The 18,409-nt window shown below is 71.4% G+C and carries 19 protein-coding genes and 1 pseudogene; 11 read left to right on the top strand and 9 right to left on the bottom strand.

Going from position 1 to position 18,409, the window contains the following annotated elements; translation table 11 throughout:
• The first annotated feature begins 13 nt into the window (after nt 1-13).
• A complete protein-coding gene (locus AB0N81_RS29935; RefSeq protein WP_365363738.1) occupies nt 14-658 on the top strand; it encodes a cysteine hydrolase in 645 nt (214 codons plus the stop codon).
• Here AB0N81_RS29935 and AB0N81_RS29940 read toward each other — a convergent pair.
• Nucleotides 655-1,077 (bottom strand): Rieske (2Fe-2S) protein, encoded by a 423-nt coding sequence (locus AB0N81_RS29940; RefSeq protein ID WP_365363740.1) that lies wholly within the window; start codon nt 1,075-1,077, stop codon nt 655-657. The two genes, AB0N81_RS29935 and AB0N81_RS29940, sit on opposite strands and share 4 nt — an antisense overlap.
• 77 nt (nt 1,078-1,154) lie before the next feature.
• On the bottom strand, nt 1,155-3,287 hold the full coding sequence (locus AB0N81_RS29945; RefSeq protein ID WP_365363742.1) for a prolyl oligopeptidase family serine peptidase: 2,133 nt from the start codon (nt 3,285-3,287) through the stop codon (nt 1,155-1,157).
• A 64-nt stretch (nt 3,288-3,351) separates the two neighbouring features.
• Here AB0N81_RS29945 and AB0N81_RS29950 point away from each other — a divergent pair, with 64 nt between their 5' ends.
• The 6 genes from AB0N81_RS29950 to ung all read left to right on the top strand — a co-directional run bounded on the left by AB0N81_RS29950 (nt 3,352) and on the right by ung (nt 8,825).
• Nucleotides 3,352-4,140, top strand: a complete 789-nt coding sequence (locus tag AB0N81_RS29950) for a HipA family kinase (RefSeq protein ID WP_365363744.1) — start codon at nt 3,352-3,354, stop codon at nt 4,138-4,140.
• A complete protein-coding gene (locus AB0N81_RS29955) occupies nt 4,137-4,535 on the top strand; it encodes a DUF3037 domain-containing protein (RefSeq protein ID WP_365363746.1) in 399 nt (132 codons plus the stop codon). The genes AB0N81_RS29950 and AB0N81_RS29955 overlap by 4 nt, the downstream gene beginning before the upstream one ends.
• Nucleotides 4,536-4,711: 176 nt before the next feature.
• Complete coding sequence (gene fabG / locus AB0N81_RS29960; RefSeq protein ID WP_365363748.1) at nt 4,712-5,473, top strand: 3-oxoacyl-ACP reductase FabG; 762 nt, start codon at nt 4,712-4,714, stop codon at nt 5,471-5,473.
• Between the two features lie 25 nt (nt 5,474-5,498).
• Nucleotides 5,499-6,254: an SDR family oxidoreductase gene (locus tag AB0N81_RS29965; protein WP_365363750.1), complete on the top strand. Its 756-nt coding sequence runs from the start codon at nt 5,499-5,501 to the stop codon at nt 6,252-6,254.
• A gap of 152 nt (nt 6,255-6,406) precedes the next feature.
• Complete coding sequence (locus AB0N81_RS29970; protein WP_365363753.1) at nt 6,407-8,020, top strand: ABC transporter substrate-binding protein; 1,614 nt, start codon at nt 6,407-6,409, stop codon at nt 8,018-8,020.
• A gap of 121 nt (nt 8,021-8,141) precedes the next feature.
• Complete coding sequence (gene ung, locus AB0N81_RS29975) at nt 8,142-8,825, top strand: uracil-DNA glycosylase (protein ID WP_365363754.1); 684 nt, start codon at nt 8,142-8,144, stop codon at nt 8,823-8,825.
• A 2-nt stretch (nt 8,826-8,827) separates the two neighbouring features.
• Here the strand turns inward: ung and AB0N81_RS29980 are convergent, their stop codons facing one another.
• Nucleotides 8,828-9,277, bottom strand: coding sequence for a DUF3224 domain-containing protein (locus tag AB0N81_RS29980; RefSeq protein ID WP_365363756.1), 450 nt, complete (start codon nt 9,275-9,277; stop codon nt 8,828-8,830).
• A 204-nt stretch (nt 9,278-9,481) separates the two neighbouring features.
• Between AB0N81_RS29980 and AB0N81_RS29985 the strand changes: the two genes are divergently transcribed.
• Entirely contained in the window at nt 9,482-10,444 is a 963-nt protein-coding gene (locus AB0N81_RS29985) for a WYL domain-containing protein (protein ID WP_365363758.1), read from the top strand.
• Nucleotides 10,445-10,541: 97 nt separating this feature from the next.
• The gene (locus AB0N81_RS29990) at nt 10,542-11,030 is read left to right on the top strand and encodes a hypothetical protein (protein WP_365363760.1); all 489 of its coding nucleotides are present in this window, start codon (nt 10,542-10,544) and stop codon (nt 11,028-11,030) included.
• Nucleotides 11,031-11,231: 201 nt separating this feature from the next.
• Here the strand turns inward: AB0N81_RS29990 and AB0N81_RS29995 are convergent, their stop codons facing one another.
• Together AB0N81_RS29995 and AB0N81_RS30000 are read right to left on the bottom strand one after the other, a co-directional pair.
• On the bottom strand, nt 11,232-11,717 hold the full coding sequence (locus AB0N81_RS29995) for a hypothetical protein (RefSeq protein ID WP_365363762.1): 486 nt from the start codon (nt 11,715-11,717) through the stop codon (nt 11,232-11,234).
• 177 nt (nt 11,718-11,894) lie between these two features.
• The gene (locus tag AB0N81_RS30000; protein WP_365363764.1) at nt 11,895-12,488 is read right to left on the bottom strand and encodes a TetR family transcriptional regulator; all 594 of its coding nucleotides are present in this window, start codon (nt 12,486-12,488) and stop codon (nt 11,895-11,897) included.
• A gap of 137 nt (nt 12,489-12,625) precedes the next feature.
• On the opposite strand from AB0N81_RS30000, the gene AB0N81_RS30005 reads away from it, so the two are divergent.
• The gene (locus AB0N81_RS30005) at nt 12,626-13,888 is read left to right on the top strand and encodes an FAD-dependent monooxygenase (protein WP_365363766.1); all 1,263 of its coding nucleotides are present in this window, start codon (nt 12,626-12,628) and stop codon (nt 13,886-13,888) included.
• 31 nt (nt 13,889-13,919) lie between these two features.
• Nucleotides 13,920-14,825, top strand: coding sequence for a Gfo/Idh/MocA family oxidoreductase (locus tag AB0N81_RS30010; protein WP_365363768.1), 906 nt, complete (start codon nt 13,920-13,922; stop codon nt 14,823-14,825).
• Here AB0N81_RS30010 and lnt read toward each other — a convergent pair.
• From lnt to AB0N81_RS30030, 4 genes and pseudogenes are all read right to left on the bottom strand, one after another.
• A complete protein-coding gene (gene lnt, locus AB0N81_RS30015; RefSeq protein ID WP_365363928.1) occupies nt 14,749-16,422 on the bottom strand; it encodes an apolipoprotein N-acyltransferase in 1,674 nt (557 codons plus the stop codon). The two genes, AB0N81_RS30010 and lnt, sit on opposite strands and share 77 nt — an antisense overlap.
• A 326-nt stretch (nt 16,423-16,748) precedes the next feature.
• Nucleotides 16,749-17,225 (bottom strand): annotated as a pseudogene (locus AB0N81_RS30020) (nuclear transport factor 2 family protein); the annotation flags it as partial.
• 267 nt (nt 17,226-17,492) lie between these two features.
• Nucleotides 17,493-17,672, bottom strand: coding sequence for a hypothetical protein (locus tag AB0N81_RS30025; protein WP_365363770.1), 180 nt, complete (start codon nt 17,670-17,672; stop codon nt 17,493-17,495).
• A 237-nt stretch (nt 17,673-17,909) separates the two neighbouring features.
• Nucleotides 17,910-18,140, bottom strand: coding sequence for a chaplin (locus AB0N81_RS30030; protein ID WP_365363772.1), 231 nt, complete (start codon nt 18,138-18,140; stop codon nt 17,910-17,912).
• Nucleotides 18,141-18,409: the final 269 nt, after the last annotated feature.

Raw genomic sequence — 18,409 nt, forward strand, 5'->3', positions numbered from 1 at the left:
ACAGGGGGAAGCCATGCCGTCGTACGAACAGCTCACGGAACTCCTCGACCCCGCAACCACGGCCCTGCTGACCGTCGAGTGCCAGCAGGGCGTCGTCGGCGCCGAGAGTGCCCTGCCCGAACTCGCCACGGAGGCAAGGAAGTCGGGCGCCCTCGCCAACATCGCCCGGCTGGTGTCCGCGGCTCACCGGAGCGGTGTCCAGGTCCTGCACGCGGTCGCCGAGCGGCGGCCCGACGGACGCGGGGCCAGCCACAACGCCCGGCTCTTCCGGGCCGTCGAACGGCTGCCCGTGCAGCAGCACTCGGGCACCGCGGCCGTCCGGATCGCCCCGCCCATCGAAGTCGCCGACGAGGACCTCGTCGTACGCCGCCTGCACGGTCTGTCACCCATCGCGGGCACCGACGTGGACCCGCTGCTGCGCAATCTGGGCTGCCGCACCCTGCTGGTCACCGGGGTCTCCGCCAACGTCGCGATCCCGAACGCCGTGTTCGACGCCGTGAACCTCGGCTACACGGCCGTCGTGCCCGCGGACGCCATCGCGGGAGTCCCCGCCGACTACACCCCGGCCATGGTCCGCAACACCCTCGCGCTCGTCGCCACCGTCACCACCACACAGGACGTGCTCGGCGCCTGGAAGCGGCCGGGCCGCACCGGCTAGGCCAGCTTGATCGAGTCGCCCGTGACGGTGATCCCGGCCGCGGGCAGCGGCTTCGGTGCGGGGCCGCCCCGCACACCGCCGTCGGCGATGTCGAACTTGCTGCCGTGACAGGGGCAGTTGATGGTGCCGCCCTCGACGCTCGCCACCGGACACCGCTTGTGCGTACACAGGCTGGAGAACGCCTTGAAATCGCCCTCGGTGGGCTGGGTGACCACGATCTCCGCGTCCTTGAAGACCTTGCCGCCTCCCACGGGAATGTCCGACGTCCTGGCCAGCACGCTCCCGCCCGCGGGCGCGGAGGAGCTCTTGTCGTCGCCCGCCCCGCAGGCGGTGAGGGCGGCGGCGATGCCCGCGGCACCGATCGTGGCCACGACCGTGCGGCGGCAGGGCGCGGAGACGGTCTCTTCGGAAGTCGTCATACATGGCTCTTCGGAAGTCGTCCATGGCTCTTCGGAAGTCGTCATGCCCGGTGGTACGCAGGCGCGGGCCGCCGTGTTCAGGCGTTCAAGGACTTCCCCAGGAAGTCGAGTTCGAGTCGCAGCAGGTTCGCCGCCGCCTCGTCCTGTACCAGGTGGCTCGCCCCGGGCAGCGGCAGCACGGTGTGCGGGCGGCCCGCGGCGAGCAGCGCCGCGGAGAACCGCAGCATGTGGACGGGCAGGACGTTGTCGTCCGCGAACCCGTGGACCAGCATCAGCGGCCGCTCCAGGAGGTGCGCGTGCGCGACCAGCGAGCAGCGCTCGTACTGGTCGGGCCGGACGTCGGGATGGCCGAGATAGCGCTCCTTCCAGTGCGTGTCGTACAGCCGCAGGTCCGTCGGCGCGGCACCCGCCACCGCCGCGTGGAAGACATCGGGACGGTGCAGCACCGCGCCCGCCGCGAGGAAGCCACCGAAGGACCAGCCGCGGATGCCCACGCGCCCCAGGTCGAGGTCGGGGAACCGCTCGGCGGCGGCGTGCAGCGCGTCGACCTGGTCGTCGAGGACCGGCGTCAGCTGGTCGCCGTGCACGGCCTTCTCCCAGTCGTCGCCGCGGCCGGGCGTGCCGCGCCCGTCAGTGATCAGCACCGCGTACCCCTGCTCCGCGAACCACTGCGCCACGATCGTCCACCACGCGCGCGCGTGGACCACGAGTTGGATTCCTGGACCCGCGTAGGGGCAGAGCAGGACGGGAAGCTTCGCGCTGCCCGGCTCGTGCCAGGACGGCAGGTACAGCGCGCTCCGCAGCTCCCGCTTCCCGAGCGTGAGGTGGCGGGGCCGTGGCGTCACCACCGGCTCCTCCGCGAACACCGCGATCCGCCCGGCCGGCTCGCCCCCGCGCAGCACCGTCACCGTCTGACCCTCGGGCGTCCTGCTGTCGAGGACCACGGTGTCGCCGCCGACGGCCGCGGTGTGCACTCCGGGGCCCTCGCTGATCTGTCGCAGGGTGCCGGTACGTCGCTCGGGGTCGGGCTCGTCGTCCTGGTGGTCGAACGACCAGACGTGCACCTCCGTGGGCTCGTACGAGGCGGTGAACCAGACCCGGTCGCCCACGCCGCCCAGGACCTCGCGGACCTGGAGGCCGCGCGGCGTCCTGGTGTCGCCGACCCGTAGGCCGCGTGTGCCGCCGCGCACGTTCCAGTGCGTCACGACCCGGCCGCTCGCCAGGCGCAGCGGAGCGCCCGGCATCAATTCGAGCCAGGCGTGGTCGCGCCGGTGTCCGACCGCCGCCGCGTCGCCTGTGCCCGGATCCACCTCCAGTACGTACAGGGAACGCTGGTCGCGGGTCTGGAGTGTGATCAGCGGCCCGTGGGCGTCCCAGCACACCGTGGGGACGTACTCGAAGGCGCCGTCCGTCCACTCGCCGTGGAGATGGTGCTCCGACACGTGTTCCGGGGTGCGCACCGCGACGCGTGTCCCGTCCACGCGCAGGATGTGCAGCGACGTCTCGGCGTTGGCGGTGCCCGCCGCCGGATAGCGGATCGCGCGCGGCGGCAGGTCGGGCCTGGCCGGATCGGACAGCCACCAGCGTCGTACTTCAGAGGCGTCCACCCGCGCGACGATCAGAGCGTCGCTCTCCGGAGACCACCAGAAACCGCGCTGCCTGCCCATCGACTCGGCGGCCACATGATCGGCGAGACCGTACGTGGCCTCGTCGCCCTCCGGCTCTGCGAGCGCCCGGTCGCCCGCGCCGTCGACGCCGACGACGCGCAGGGCGCCCCCGGTGACGTATGCGATGAGGCTCCCGTCGGGCGACGGTCGCGGGTCGACCACAGGGCCCGCCGTGCGGATGCGGCGCGGCGTGCCGCCGTCCGTCTCCACCACCCAGAGCGCGCCGCCCAGAGCGAAGGCCACCACGCGCGCGTGGTGGTCGGTCGCGAAAGCCACCACTCCTTGTGACGTCTCCCGAGCGCGCTCCCTACGGATCCGCTCCGCCTCCGGCACCGGCCCCGTCTCGCCCAACGCCGGCGGATCGACCAGCATGCGCTCGGCCCCCTGCTCGTGCACCCACAGCCTGCCCACCGGGTCGTCGCCCGCGGTGGACCGCACGAACAGCACCCGTTCACCGTCCGGTGAGACCGTGAAGCCCCGGGGCACCCCCAGCGAGAAGCGGCGGGTGCGGGCGAACTGCCGAGGAAGATCAGGGGAGTCCATGCCGGGCACTGTAGACAGCGGGCCATGTGATCGAACAGCGTGGGACCGGCAGTAACCTGGGGCAATGCTCAGCGAAGTCACCGCGGTCCGCTACGTCACGCCCCTACGGGAAGGTGGTTCGCTGCCCGGCGTCGTCGAGGCCGACGACCACGGCACGTACGGGACGTACGTCATCAAGTTCAGCGGCGCGGGACAGGGGCGCAAGACGCTCGTGGCCGAGGTGATCTGCGGCGAGCTGGCCCGCAGGCTCGGTCTGCGGATGCCGCGGCTCGTCGGCATCCGGCTCGACCCGATTCTGGGCCTCGGTGAGCCCGACGAGCGCGTGCAGGAACTGCTCAAGGCGAGCGGCGGGCTCAACCTCGGCATGGGCTTCCTGTCGGGCGCCCTCGGCTTCGACCCGCTCGCCTACGACGTGGACCCGGCGGAGGCGGGCCGCGTCGTCTGGTTCGACGCCCTGATCAACAACGTGGACCGGTCCTGGCGCAATCCGAACCTGCTCATGTGGCACGGTGACCTGTGGCTCATCGACCACGGGGCGAGCATGATCTGGCACCACAACTGGCGCACCGCGCAGACCGCGGCCGCCAAGCCGTACGACGCGTCGGACCACGTCCTCGCCCCCTACGGGCCCGACGTGGCGGCGGCCGCCGCCGAGCTCGCGCCCCTCGTCACCGAGGAACTCCTCACCGAGGTCGTGGCAGAGGTGCCCGAGGAGTGGCTGAGGGACGAGCCGGGCTTCGACGGTCCGGACGACGTGCGCCACGCGTACGTGGCCGCTCTGCTGCCCCGGGCCGCGACCATCCACGAGCGGATCACCCTGCCGGGGACCGAGCCGAAGGGCGCCACCAAGTGACCGAGCAGACCGGGCCCGTGCGGGACGTCTTCGAGTACGCGCTGGTGCGCGTCGTGCCACGGGTGGAGCGCGGCGAACAGTTCAACGCGGGTGTCGTGGTCTACTGCCGCGCCAAGTCCTTCGTGGCCGCCAGGACACACCTGGACGAGGCGAAGCTCCTCGCCCTGGACCCGGCGGCCGACGTGGCGGGCATCAGGGCCGCTCTCGGCGCCGTCGAGCGGGTCTGCCGGGGCGGCGAGGCCGCGGGGCAGGCCGAGCGCGACGACGCGGGGCGGCGCTTCCGCTGGCTGATCGCGCCCCGCTCCACGGTGGTCCAGCCGGGGCCGGTGCACACCGGTCTGACGGCGGATCCCGAGGCCGAGGTGGACCGTCTCCTCGACCTGTTGGTCAGGTAAAGCGGCCCGGCTCACCTGCCTGCCGTTGACACCCGGTGCCAGGGCTTCTAGCGTCTCGTCCAGCTGAAGGTACTAAGCGGTCGCTCACCATCAGGCGTACCGTGGGCCCGCATCCCGCAGAGCCGCATCCGTAGAGCCGTATCCGTAGAGCCGTATCAAGGGCGAGGAGAACCAGCATGTCCACCACAGAGCAGCGCGTCGCTGTCGTGACCGGCGCAGCGCGAGGCATCGGCGCGGCGACCGCCGTACGGCTCGCGGCCGAGGGCCGCGCCGTGGCCGTCATCGACCTCGACGAGGCAGCCTGCAAGGACACCGTCGCGCAGATCACCGCGGCCGGTGGCAAGGCGCTCGCCGTCGGCTGCGACGTGTCCGACGAGGCCCAGGTCGAGGCCGCCGTCGCCCGCATCGCCGAGGAGCTCGGCGCGCCGACGATCCTCGTCAACAACGCCGGTGTGCTCCGCGACAACCTCCTCTTCAAGATGAGCGCGAGCGACTGGGACACGGTCATGAACGTGCACCTGCGCGGCGCCTTCCTGATGTCCAAGGCCTGCCAGAAGCACATGGTGGACGCGGGCTTCGGCCGTATCGTCAACCTCTCCTCGTCCTCCGCGCTCGGCAACCGCGGCCAGGTCAACTACGCCGCCGCCAAGGCCGGCCTGCAGGGCTTCACGAAGACCCTCGCCAAGGAGCTCGGCAAGTTCGGCGTCACCGCCAACTCCGTCGCCCCGGGCTTCATCGTCACCGAGATGACGAAGGCCACCGCGGACCGCGTCGGCATGGGCTTCGAGGACTTCCAGGCCGCGGCCGCCACCCAGATCCCGGTCCAGCGCGTCGGCCGCCCCGAGGACATCGCCAACGCCATCGCCTTCTTCACGGGCGACGCCGCGGGCTTCGTCTCCGGACAGGTCATGTACGTCGCCGGCGGCCCGCTCAACTGACCTGGAAAGCTGGAAGGCGAAGATCATGGCTGTGCAGGACAGCGGGAAGGCGGCGCTCATCACGGGCGCGAGCCGCGGCATCGGATACGGCATCGCCGAGGCGCTGGTCGCCCGCGGCGACCGTGTCTGCATCACCGGACGCAACGAGGACGCCCTCAAGGAGGCCGTCGAGAAGCTCGGCTCCGACCGGGTCATCGGCGTCGCGGGCAAGGCCCACGACGAGGTGCACCAGGCGGTCGCCGTCGAACGCACGATGGAGGCGTTCGGCCGGGTCGACTTCCTGATCAACAACGCGGGCACGAACCCGGTCTTCGGCCCCATGGCCGAGCTCGACCTGAACGTGGCGCGCAAGGTGTTCGAGACCAACGTCATCTCGGCGCTCGGCTTCGCCCAGCACACGTGGCGGGCCTGGCAGAGCGAGAACGGCGGCGCGATCGTGAACATCGCCTCCGTCGCCGGCGTCTCCGCCTCGCCGTTCATCGGGGCGTACGGGATGAGCAAGGCCGCCATGGTCAACCTCACCCTGCAACTGGCGCACGAGTTCGCGCCGAAGGTGCGCGTCAACTCCATCGCGCCCGCGGTCGTCAAGACCAAGTTCGCCCAGGCGCTGTACGAGGGCCGCGAGGCGGAGGCGGCCGCCTCCTACCCGCTCGGCAGGCTCGGTGTGCCGGAGGACATCGGGGGCGCGGCAGCGTTCCTCACGTCCGGCCAGTCCGACTGGATCACGGGCCAGACACTCGTGGTCGATGGCGGCATCTTCCTCAATGCGGGCGTCGGCTGACGAAGGCCGCACACCCACCGAGGACGGCGCGTACGCCGCTTTCAGTGACGTACTCGCGCATCAAGTGCCCTGTCGGCGCCGAGACTTGGCCCGGCAGGGCACTGCGATATTGTCTCCCGACCCCATGGCATGGCCGATCGAGGAGCGTGCGCGTGTTCAGTGAAGTCCCCCCTGTCAAGCGGACCAGGGGTCTGCGCCCGGTGGCGGCGATCGCGTCCATATCCCTGCTCGCCGGTTGTGGGGTGCTGTCGTCCGAAGGGTCGGACGACGAGGAGCAGATCACCGTCGGCACCATGAGCGCGCCCAGCACCCTGGACCCCGCGAAGGCCTGGGACAGCTCATGGGAGCTCTACAGGAACGTCTTCCAGACGCTGCTCAGCTTCCCCTCGGGGGCCACCGAGCCCGAACCGGACGCCGCGGAGTCCTGCGAGTTCAGCGACCCCTCCAGCACGGTCTTCACCTGTGAGCTACGCGAAGGCCTGAAGTTCTCCGACGGCGACGAGCTGGACGCGGCGGCCGTGAAGTACTCCTTCGACCGCATGCTGACCCTCGACGCCAAGAAGGTGGTGAAGGGCGGTCCCGCCGGTCTGCTCGGCTCGCTCGACAAGATCGAGACGAAGGGGGACCGGACCATCGTCTTCCACCTCAAGAAGGCGGACGCGACCTTCCCCTTCGTGCTCGCGACACCGGCCATGTCCATCGTCGACCCCGGTGAGTACCCGGCGGACAAGCTTCGCGAGGGCAACTCGCTCACCGGCTCCGGCCCGTACACCCTCAAGGCGTACTCCCCGAACCAGAAGGTCGAGCTGGTCAAGAACGACCACTACAAGGGCGCGGCCGACGTCAAGAACGACGCCGTGACCATCCGCTACTTCAAGAAGTCGTCGGCGATGGTCGACGCCCTCAAGAACAAGCAGATCGACGTGACCTTCCGAGGCCTGGCCTCCGAGGACATCATCGCCATGCAGGGCAGGGGCAGGCGCGAGCAGGACATCGAGCTCGTCGAGGGCTCGGGCACCGAGATCCGCTACCTGGTGTTCAACACCAAGGACCCGTGGGCGCGGAAGCTCCCGGTCCGTAAGGCGTTCGCCCAGGTCGTCGACCGCGGCGCCATCGCCCACAAGATCTACAAGGACACCGTCGAGCCGCTGTACTCGATGGTCCCGAGGGGGCTCACGGGCCACGCCACCGGGTTCTTCGACGACTACGGAAACCCCAGCGCGGCCAAGGCCAGAAAGATCCTCACCGACGCCGGCATCCACCAGCCGGTGCCGCTCACTCTCTGGTACACCACCGACCGCTACGGGTCTGCGACCGAGCCGGAGTTCGCCGAGCTCAAGCGGCAGCTGGAGGCGTCGGGCCTCTTCAAGATCACGCTCAAGAGCCGTCCCTGGACCGAGTTCCAGGAGGGGTACAGCAAGGGCGAGTACCCCGTCTTCGGGCGCGGCTGGTTCCCCGACTTCCCCGACGCGGACAACTTCATCGCGCCGTTCGTCGGCCCCGAGAACGTGCTGAACACGCCTTACCTGTCCAAGGAGATCACCGACCAGGTGCTGCCGCGCGAGCGCAGGGAGACCGACCGGGGCGCGGTGGTCGACGAGTTCGAGCGGGCCCAGGAGATCCTCGTCGACGATGTCAGGCTGCTCCCGCTGTGGCAGGGCAAGCAGTACATCATGTCCAGCGAGGAGATCGCGGGCGGCGAGCGCGCCCTCGACCCCTCGGCGATCATGATGATGTGGGAGCTGCAGCGCAAGACCAGCTGGTAGCGGGTGGGGCAGTCCCGGCGTCGACGGTCCGGACGGTGATCATCCGGGCGGTGCGGTCGATTGTCAGTGGTCGCCGGTAGGTTCTGTGGTGAGAAGTGACCGCACACCGGAGGTTGTTGACGTGACCGACATCGCCATGCTGCCCGCGTCCTGGCGCGGAGTCCTCGGCGAGGAGCTCCAGAAGCCCTACTTCAAAGAGCTCACCGAGTTCGTCGAGCAGGAGCGGGCGAAGGGCCCTGTCTACCCTCCGCGCGAGGAGGTCTTCGCCGCCCTCGACGCGACGCCGTACGACCAGGTCAAGGTCCTGGTCCTCGGCCAGGACCCGTACCACGGCGAGGGCCAGGGGCACGGTCTCTGCTTCTCCGTGCGCCCCGGTGTGCGGACCCCGCCCTCCCTGCGGAACATCTACAAGGAGATGAAGGAGGAGCTCGGTCACCCCGTGCCGGACAACGGCTATCTGATGCCGTGGGCCCAGCAGGGCGTCCTCCTGCTGAACGCGGTCCTGACGGTCCGCTCCGGAGAGGCCAATTCCCACAAGGGCAAGGGCTGGGAGAAGTTCACGGACGCGGTGATCAGGGCGGTGGCGGACCGCCCCGACCCCGCCGTCTTCGTCCTGTGGGGGAACTACGCCCAGAAGAAGCTGCCGCTCATCGACGAGGAGCGGCATGTCGTCGTGAAGGGCGCGCACCCCTCGCCGCTGTCCGCGAAGAGGTTCTTCGGCTCGCGCCCCTTCACGCAGATCAACGAAGCGGTCGCGGCGCAGGGGCACGAGCCGATCGACTGGCGCATCCCGGACATGGGCTGACGTCAGCCCTCGACCGCGTAGTCGAGGGAGTACGGGGTGGTGGACTGCCCCTCCCGCGCGGTGAACGAACCGGCTCCGGTGAGCCCCGCCAGGTCACCGGTGCCCGAGCCGGGCAGCACGGTGAAGGAGCACCGGATGGTTCCGTCGGCGCCGAAGGAACCGCGCTGCTCGATGACGAACGATCCCGCGCGGCCGTCGAGCTTCCCGTCGACGAACTCGTAGCCGACGAAGGCGCCGACCGTCTCGCTCGTGTACGCGATGGTGTACTCGCAGGAGGTGCCCGTCGCCTCGACGGCGCCGGTGTAGTCGTTGACGACGGCGGCGTGTGCGATGCGCGCGCCGCCGTCCGCGCCGACGACGGGCTGCTCGTCCCAGCCGGCGAAGGTGAAGGTGCCGGTGACCGTGCCGGTGGTTTTGTCGGTGGTCGTCGTGCCGATGGGTTCCTTGGTCATGGTTCTCCTCGACGGTTAAGGGGCCCGACTGCCGTGGGCGCCGTGAGAAGCACACTGTCAGCTGTACCTGACACCTTCTGTCAGGTACCGGGGTGGGCTTGCACTGAGGACGACTCCCGTCCAGAGGAAGGGCCGCCCCGAGGGAGACCCGTACTGAGGAAGACCCGCCCCGAGGAAGACCCGTACTGAGGAAGATCTGATCGCGTGCGTGCCGACCGGCTGCTGGCTCTTCTCCTGCTGCTCCAGAACCGGGGCCGCATGACCGCGCCCGAGCTCGCCGCAGAGCTGGAGGTCTCCGTCAGGACCGTCTACCGGGACGCCGAGGCGCTCGCCGCCTCCGGAGTGCCCCTCTACGCGGAACGCGGCCCGGCGGGCGGTTTCCGCCTCCTTGACGGTTACCGCACCCGGCTGACGGGCCTCACCGACGACGAGGCCGACTCGCTGGCCCTTGCCGGTATGCCGGGGGCCGCCGCCGAGCTCGGCCTGGGCGCGGAACTGGCCACCGCCCAGCTGAAGTTGGCGGCGGCGCTGCCCGCCGGGCTCGGCGAGCGGTCGCGGCGCATCCAGGAGCGCTTCCACCTCGACGCGGCCGCGTGGTTCCGCACGGCGGAACCGGCGCCGCTGCTCGCCGTGGCCGCCGACGCGGTGTGGCGGCAGCGGGTGCTGCGGGCCCACTACCGGCGCTGGGGCGGTGAAGTCCGGCGCGAGCTGCATCCCTTGGGGCTCGTCCTCAAGGCGGGCATCTGGTACCTGGTGGCGGCGGCCGACGGTGACGTCCGTACGTATCGTGTGTCGCGGTTCCTGGCGGTGACGGGAACTCAGGAGCCCTGTGAGCGTCCCGGTGGCTTCGACCTGGTGGCGTACTGGGAGGCGTCGTCGCGCGGCCTCGAGGCGCGGGTGTTGCAGGGCACGGCGCGGCTGAGGGTTTCCCCGGCGGGGCGGCGGCTGCTGCCCGCGATGTTCGGGGCGGCGGGGGCGCGGGCCGTGGAAGGGGCGGGAGAGGCGGACGCCGACGGCTGGGCCGAGGTGGACCTCGACGTGGAGGGCCTGCCGGTCGCGGTCGGCGACATTCTCCGGCTCGGCCTGGAGGCGGAGGTGCTCGGCCCGCCCGAACTCCGCGCCGAGGTGGCCAGAAGCGTCACCGGGCTGGCCCAGCGGTACGCGTGAGCACCCCGCGTCCGAACGTGCCTGACCGCGATTGTCAGTGGTGGCCGCTAGCGTCGTCAGGGATGGGGGCGATGGCCGTACGACCACGGAGGACCCGGTGACGGAGCAGCAGGAGTACACGGCGGAGGACGCGATGATGACCCGGATCGGGCAGGCGGTCATGCTGCATCACGGCGGCGACCGCGAGGAGGCGCAGGACCGCTTCCTCGGCCTGTGGGGGGAGATCGGCGAGGCCGGCGACCCGCTGCACCGCTGCACACTCGCGCACTACATGGCGGACACGCAGGCCGACCCGTCGGATGAACTCGCCTGGGACCTCCGGGCGTTGTCGGCGGCGCACGAGCTGACCGACGAGCGCCTGAGCGAACACCACCGCTCGCTGGCGGTGCGCGGCTTCTACCCCTCCCTGCACCTGAACCTCGCCGCGGACTACGTGAAGCTGGGCCGCCCCGAAGCCGCCCGCAGCCACCTGCGCCGGGCCCGCAGAGCGGTGGGCGCACTGGAGGACGACGGCTACGGCAGGGGAATCAAGGAGGCCATCACCAGGCTGGAGAGGGAGGTGGGGGAGGGGAGCGAGGAGGAGTAGAGGGAGCGGGGGGGCGAGGAACGGGGGGCTTAAGGGGGGTGGGGGAGAGGTACGGCTGTGTACGGGGTGGGGCGTGGCGGGGGTGAGGCTGTGCAGCGGCGGCCACGGGGGTGTCGCCGCTGCACAGCCACCCGTGCTCACGTCGTGGCGTCATGGCGTCGTGGTGTCGTTGGCGTGAGGCACCGCGCATGCACCGTAGCGTCAACGTCCGTACGTCTCCCGGCAGATGACGGCTTGAGGGCTGCCCGGGGCCCACTTGCCGTACGTCTCGCCGAGCGCGCAGACGTCCGAGCCCTTTGCTGTCGGGGGCGTGGTCCGGGCGGGGCGGGTGGCTCCCGCGTCGGGCCGTGTCGCCACAGGTCTGCGTACCGGGGCCGCTGGCGCGGGTGCGCGCGGGGGAGCGGCTGCCGGGCGGTCGGGGCTGGGCGGCGGGGGCGACGGCTCGGGCCCGGCGGCGGTCCTCTTCGGGGAGGGCCGCCCGGTCGGGCCCATGCGCTCCAGGGCCTCCCGGGCCGGGGCCTGCACGATCCGCGGCCGGTTCTTCCCGTCGGTACGGGGCGCGGGCGGCGGCGCGGTGACCGTGGTGGGGCCGGCCCCCGTGGGCCGCTCGACGCTCACGCAGCCGGAGACGGCGGCCGAGACGGCCACGGAGACGAGGAGCGCGGTGGTGGTCCTGGGTCGGGGCACCCGCACAACTCTGCTGTGCCCGTGGGGCCTTGGCGCAGAAACCTGTGAGGTTGGCCCGCACGGGTGACGGTGGCGGAGTCGCGCCCGGGCCCCCGTGCCCGTCACCCATCACAGGCCCTCAACACACGTCACCCGTCACCCGTCACCCGTCACCCGTCATCCGTCACCCGTCATCCGTCATCCGTCCAGCATCCCGCGCAGCAGCTCCCGCACACTGCTCCGCAGTTCTTCCTGGGTCGGTGTCGTGGCGTGGTACGAACCGGCCACGCACGAGAACATCATGCCGTCGCACCAGGCCACCAGGGAGAGCGTGTGGCGTGCGGGGTCGGTGGAGCCCGCGGCGCGGAGCAGTGATTCCACGGGTTCTCTGAACTGGGCGCCCGCCGTGTCGTAGTGGGCGCGCAGCTCCGGCCTGCGGGTGGCTTCGAGGGCCAACTCGTAGCGAGACACGAGGAGTTGACGGTGGTCGCCGGTCAGGTACCGGTGCAGGGCCAGGGCGAGGCCCGCGGCCAGTTGTTCGCGGCCGGCCGCCGGGTCCGGCAGCTCGGCGGGGTCCAGTACCTCCGCCTCCCGTTCGGCCTGTCGTCGTACCGCCGCCTCCAGGAGGGCGAGCCGGGTGCGCGCGTGATTGGACGTGGAGCCCTGGGGCAGCCCCGCCGCCTCGTCGACGGCCCGGTGGGTGAGGCCGCGCATGCCGCGTTCGGTGAGCAGGGCGAGGGCGGCGTCGGCGATGAGTTCGGTGCGGGCGGCCCCCGCGCTGCGTACGGACATGGTGGAAACCCTACCCCGCTCACTACGGGTGTAGTACGGTCATCCCGTCGCTCACTACAGCTGTAGTTCAGCATCCGTGGTCCAGGAGTGGGCGGCGCGCACGCGGCGGTCGCGTGCGGAACCGCAGAGGAGGAGCCATGAAGCAGCAGCCCCGCGCAGTCGTCATCGGCGGCGGCATCGGCGGACTCGCCGCGGCCATCGGTCTGTACGAGTCCGGATGGAGCGTCACGGTCCTCGAACGCGCCGCCTCCCTGGACCCCGTCGGCTCCGGCATCGGTCTCGCCCCCAACGGTCAGCGCGCCCTGGACGTCCTCGGCCTCGGGGACCGGGTCCGCGCCCTCGCCGCCTGGGAGGGCGACGGCGGCATGCGCGCCCAGGGCGGCCGCTGGCTGGTGCGCACGAACGCGGCCGCGGCCGAGGCGACGTACGGCGGGACACTCGTCATGCTGCACCGCGCCACCCTCGTCGACCTCCTGGTGTCCGCGCTGCCCGAGGAGGCGGTGCGCACCGGCACGCGGGCCCGTCTCACGGATCCCGGCGCGGCCGACCGCCCCGCCGTCGTCACCACCGACGAGGGGGACATCGAGGCGGACCTCGTCGTCGGGGCCGACGGCATCAACTCCGCCGTGCGCACGGCCCTCTTCCCCGCCCACCCCGGGCCCGTGTACGCCGGGTTCACCGCCTGGCGCTTCGTCGTCCCCGCGCCGAAAGAGGTCTTCGCGCCCGACAAGGCCTTCGCGCCGCACGAGACCTGGGGGCGCGGCGGCGTATGGGGCACGCACCCGCTCAGGGACGGCCGCGTGTACGCGTACGCCACCGCCCGGCTGCCCGAAGGCGGCAGGGCGCCCGACGGCGAGAAGGCCGAGCTGGAGCGCCGCTTCGCCGACTGGCACGCCCCGATCCCCGGTCTGATCGCCGCCGTCGGGAGCGAGGACATCCTGCGCAACGACGTCCGTCACCTGGCGACGCCGCTCGCCGCGTACCACCGCGGCCGCGTCGCCCTCATCGGCGACGCCGCGCACGCCATGACGCCGAGCCTCGGCCAGGGCGGCAACCAGGCCATCGAGGACGCCGTCGTCCTCGCCCACCACACGGCGCCGGGCGGCGACCTCGCCGCGGGCCTAGCCGCCTACAGCGCGGCCCGCGTCCTTCGCACCACGGAGATCGTCCGGCGTGCCGCACGTGCCTCCCGTGTCACGCACCTCGACAGTGCCCCGCTCATCGCCGTACGCAACGCGCTCATCTCGGCGGCCACGCGGATCGGCCCGGACTTCGTCATGCGCAGCTTCTCCTCCATCGCCGACTGGCGTCCCCCGCAGGCCCCGTATGCTGCCGGAACGACGATCGAAGCCGCCCAGCGGAGTGCGGAGGCGACGGATCGTGAGCCAGCACAGCGGTAGGCCAGTGGTAGTGGTCGGTAGGGAGACAGTGGTGAAGATCGGCTGCATTGGACTGGGCGACATCGCGCAGAAGGCGTATCTGCCGGTCCTCACCACCCAGCCCGGGGTCGAACTGCACCTGCAGACGCGCACGCCCGCGACCCTCGCCCGGGTCGCAGGCGTCCACCACATCCCGGAGTCCCGCTGCCACACCGACCTGGACGCGCTGCTCGCCCAGGACCTCGACGCCGCGTTCGTGCACGCGCCGACCGCCGTGCACCCGGAGATCGTCACCCGCCTCGTCGAAGCGGGCGTGCCGACCTACGTGGACAAGCCCATCGCGTACGAATTCGCCGACTCCGAGCGGCTCGTGCGGCTCGCCGAGGAGCGCGGGGTGAGCCTCGCCGTGGGCTTCAACCGCCGCTACGCACCCGGCTACGCGCAGTGCGTCGAGCACCCGCGTGAGGTGATCCTGCTGCAGAAGAACCGCGTGGGACTGCCCGAGGACCCGCGCACGCTCGTGCTCGACGACTTCATCCACGTCCTGGACACGCTGCGCTTCTTGGCGCCGGGCACGATCGACGACATCACGGTGCGCTCCCGCGTCGAGGACGGGCTCATGCACCACGTGGTGGTGCAACTGGCCGGCGACGGGTTCATCGCGATCGGCATGATGAACCGGCTGAGCGGCTCCGCCGAGGAGATCCTCGAAGTCTCCGGACAGGACACCAAGAGGCAGGTGCTCAACCTCGCCGAGATCGTCGACCACAAGGGCCAGCCCAGTCTGCGGCGGCGCGGCGACTGGGTGCCGATGGCCCGCCAGCGCGGCATCGAGCAGGTCGTCCTCGCCTTCCTCGACGCCGTGCGCGCCGGAAAGGTGCTCAGCGCCCGGGACGCACTGGCGACTCATGAACTGTGCGAGCGCGTGGTCCGTGCCGCTCTGGAGCAGGCCGCCTGAGCGCACGCCTCCCCTCGGCCACGCACAGCGCCGCAAGCACGACGAGCGCGGCGTGCACGGGCCAGTCGCCCCACCTGACGTAGGCCGTCTCACCCGTGGCCAGCGGTACGTCGTACACCGCCGCGGCGCTCGCCGAGGTGCCGAGCGGGCTGCCGACGCGGGAGCCGTCCGGCGCGTGGACGGCGGAGACGCCGGTGAGCGTGGCGTGCACCATGGGGCGGCCCGTCTCGGCGGCCCGCACCGCCGCGAGCGACGCGTGCTGCGGGGGCGCCCAACTGGACTGGAACGACGAGGTGGCGGACTGGGCGAGCAGCAGCTGCGCGCCGTCGCGGGTGAGCCGGCGGCTCATGTCGGGGAACGCCGACTCGAAGCAGACGAGCGGCCCGATCCGCAGGTCGTGCCCGGTGTTCATCACTACCTGCCGGTCGCCGCGCCTGCGGTCCTCGCCCGCGGCCTTGCCGACGGACGTCGCCCAGCCGAGCAGGGACCGCGCCGGAATGTACTCCCCGAAGGGCACGAGCCGCATCTTGTCGTAGCGGTCGCCGGTCGGCCCGTCCGGGCCCACCAGGACGGAGCTCTTGAATATGCCGGGCCGGTCGGAGCGGCGCGCGTCGACGTTCACCAGGACGTCCGTGCCGACCTCGCGGGAGAGCGCGGCGATCCGGCGCGCGACGTCCGGCCGGTCGGACAGGTCGTAGCCGACGCTGCTCTCGCCCCAGACGACGAGGTCCAGGTCCCGGTCAGCCAGCGTCCGGGTCAACGCCTCTTCGCGGGCCAGGCGCTTGTCGGCGCTCGCGATCCCGTCCTCTATGACGCCCGGCTGGACGACGCCCACGCGGATGTGTCCGGCGGGCTCGGGACGGGGCGCCCAGGCCCAGGCGGCGGTGGTGGCGGTGGCGACGGCGAGTATCCCGACGACGGCGGGGACGGCGGCGACGCCCGGGGTGCCGAACGAGGCGGGTCGCCGTACGGCAAGCGAAGCGGCTGTGCCCAGGGGGAATGTGCGAGAAGCGGATGGGCGGGGGGCCACGGCACGCGCGGCCGAGAGGCGGGTGGCCGCGGCGAGGACGAGCAGCGCGACCCCCGTGTTCAGAGCCACGACGAACGCGCTGATCAGCCATACCCCGCCCACCGAGGCGAGCCGCAGCGCGGGTGTCACCTGCCACTGACTGGAGCCGAGCAGCCCCCACGGCCCGCCCAACCCTTCCCAGGACCTGACAAGTTCGACCATCAGCCAGCCCGAGGGCAGCACCACGAGCGCGGCCGCGGCCCGCCCGGACTCGGGCACACCGCCGAGGAACCGGCGCACCAGCCAGCCCCAGGGCGCCCACAGCAGGCCGAGCAGCGCGGCGATGACGACCGTGAACACGTGCAGGCTCGGCAGCAGCCAGTGGTGCACGGCGACCATGAAGCCGAGGCCGCCCAGCCAGCCGTCGAGCGCGGCCCGCCGGGGGGTCGGGGCCGACCTGGCCAGCAGCATCCAGGGCACGAGCGCCACGTACGCGAACCACCAGAGCGACGGGGCGGGGAACGCCAGAGCGGGCAGTGCCCCGGCAGTGACGGCGAGGCCGCCGCGCCACCAGCGCGACGCGAGCATGTGCACGGCGCGCCGCCGGTGCCGCTCCCATCGGCCGTCGCCGAACTGGTCCATGCAGTGCCTCCCTGGTGCCCGACGCCGGTCGTACTTATCAGTGTGCGCGCCATAGACGATCTAGGACAGTGGGCCGGGCACCAGAACCGGCACCAGAACCGGCACCAGAACCGGGACCAGAACCGGGACGAGAAGGGAAGCTCAGGGGGAATCTTGAGAGGGGGTCACGTGTCGGAGGCCGCCGCCCGCCACTCGGACGGCGGCCGCTGCTCGGACGGCTCCCGCTGCTCGGACGGCTCCTGCCGTTCCGGCGGCTTCCGCCGCTGCCCCTCGTCCGCGAGCCGGCGCCACTTCTCCGTGACGACCACTTGGCGCAAGCGCCAGCCATTGTGCGTACGGAGGAGTCCGAAGCCGTAACGGCCGCCGCAGACGAAGTCCGGGGCAGTGGACGGCTCCCCGGACTGCGCGGGGCCGGCGCGCTCCGCGAACCGCATGGGGTTCACATAGTCGGCCTGTACGTGGGCCGTGTCGCCGATGTCCTGGTCCAGCGTGCCGAACTCCAGCCTGCGGTTGGTGATCAGGTGCTGGCGCATGGGGAACATCCGCATCGTCTCCGCGAGCCACGCGGTGATCGCGTCCGCTTCTCCCTCGATGCCGCCTGCGGAGCGGTAGTCGGCGCGCCCTCCTGGGGCGAACAGTTGTCGGTAGGCGTCCCAGTCACCGTCGTCGACGGTCACCGCGTACTCGGTGATGAGGGCATCGACGGCCAACCGGTCGATCACGGCGGCGAGTTCCACGCGCTGCGTCATCGGCTCAGTGTTGGGCACGGGAGGTGCCGAGCCAAGAGGGCGTGCTGATCGGTGTTGGCGGAGTGCTGGTCCGGGAGTACCTGCCCACGGCCGCGACCGGCGGGGCCGCGCGGTCCCTGGGGGTGGCGGGCCACCACGTGCACACCGGCGTGGCGGACACGCTGCGGAGGATCGACGGCTTCTTGGCGGTATGCGGACGAGGGGAGGGGACTTGAGGGGCTTGAGGAACTTGAGGGGATCAAGGGGCTCGAGGGGCTTGAGGAACCCCTACGCAGCCTTGACCATCTCCTCGCGGACCGCGGCGGCCCACTCCGTCACCAACCGTTCGTACTCCCGGCGCTGTTCGGCGGAGAGCCGGCCGCCGGCGCGCAGCCACAGGCCGCGGATCCGCTCGTTCAGTTCGACGGAAGACCGCACGGAACCATGGGGTGGAGGGGTTAAGGGCATGGCGTCAGCCTAGGGGATGGCTACGACAATCGGAACTGTCAGCTACCGCACACCTGCGCCACGTGATCGCCGACACGCGGACTCACCCTTTCGCAGGCTCGCGAAAGTGGCCGCGATGCGACACGCGCCCCTCAACTGCTCCGCATACGCCACGAGCGCGCCACCGATAGGGAAGGTCGGTGGCGCGCTCGTTCGGACCACGGTGCCGCGAGGGCCCCTGCAGTGAGGTGCGTCGGATCAGTCGTTGACGCAGGTGTTGCCGAAGGCCGGGTTGAGCAGGCCGATGATGTCGACGGTGTTGCCGCAGGCGTTCACCGGGATGTGGATCGGGACCTGGATGTTGTTGCCCGAGATCACGCCCGGCGAGTTCACGGCCGCGCCCTGAGCACCGGAGTCGGCGGTCGCCATACCGGCGGCGCCCATCACGAGGGCGCCGGTGCCCAGCACCACACTCATCGTCTTCTTCATGGTGGTTCTCCTTGTGGTTCGGTTCAGCTTGCGGGCGCCTGGCCGTGTCGCGCGGCCGGAGCAGCACTCCGTGAGGGCACCCGGCAAGATCAACGCTGAACCTCGCTCATGGACACGCCGGATCACCCGATGAGCAACGAAGGGCGTAATCGCACGGACCATTCGGCCGACTCCGCCTGCACCGGTCGAGCTACGGGATGAGGGCGGAGGGGCGCTCCGATCGACCGCCGCGCAGCCGCACCGATGACACACAGCGGCAGTGGGAGAGG

The organism is Streptomyces sp. NPDC093510 (assembly GCF_040683555.1).
GTDB lineage: Bacteria > Actinomycetota > Actinomycetes > Streptomycetales > Streptomycetaceae > Streptomyces.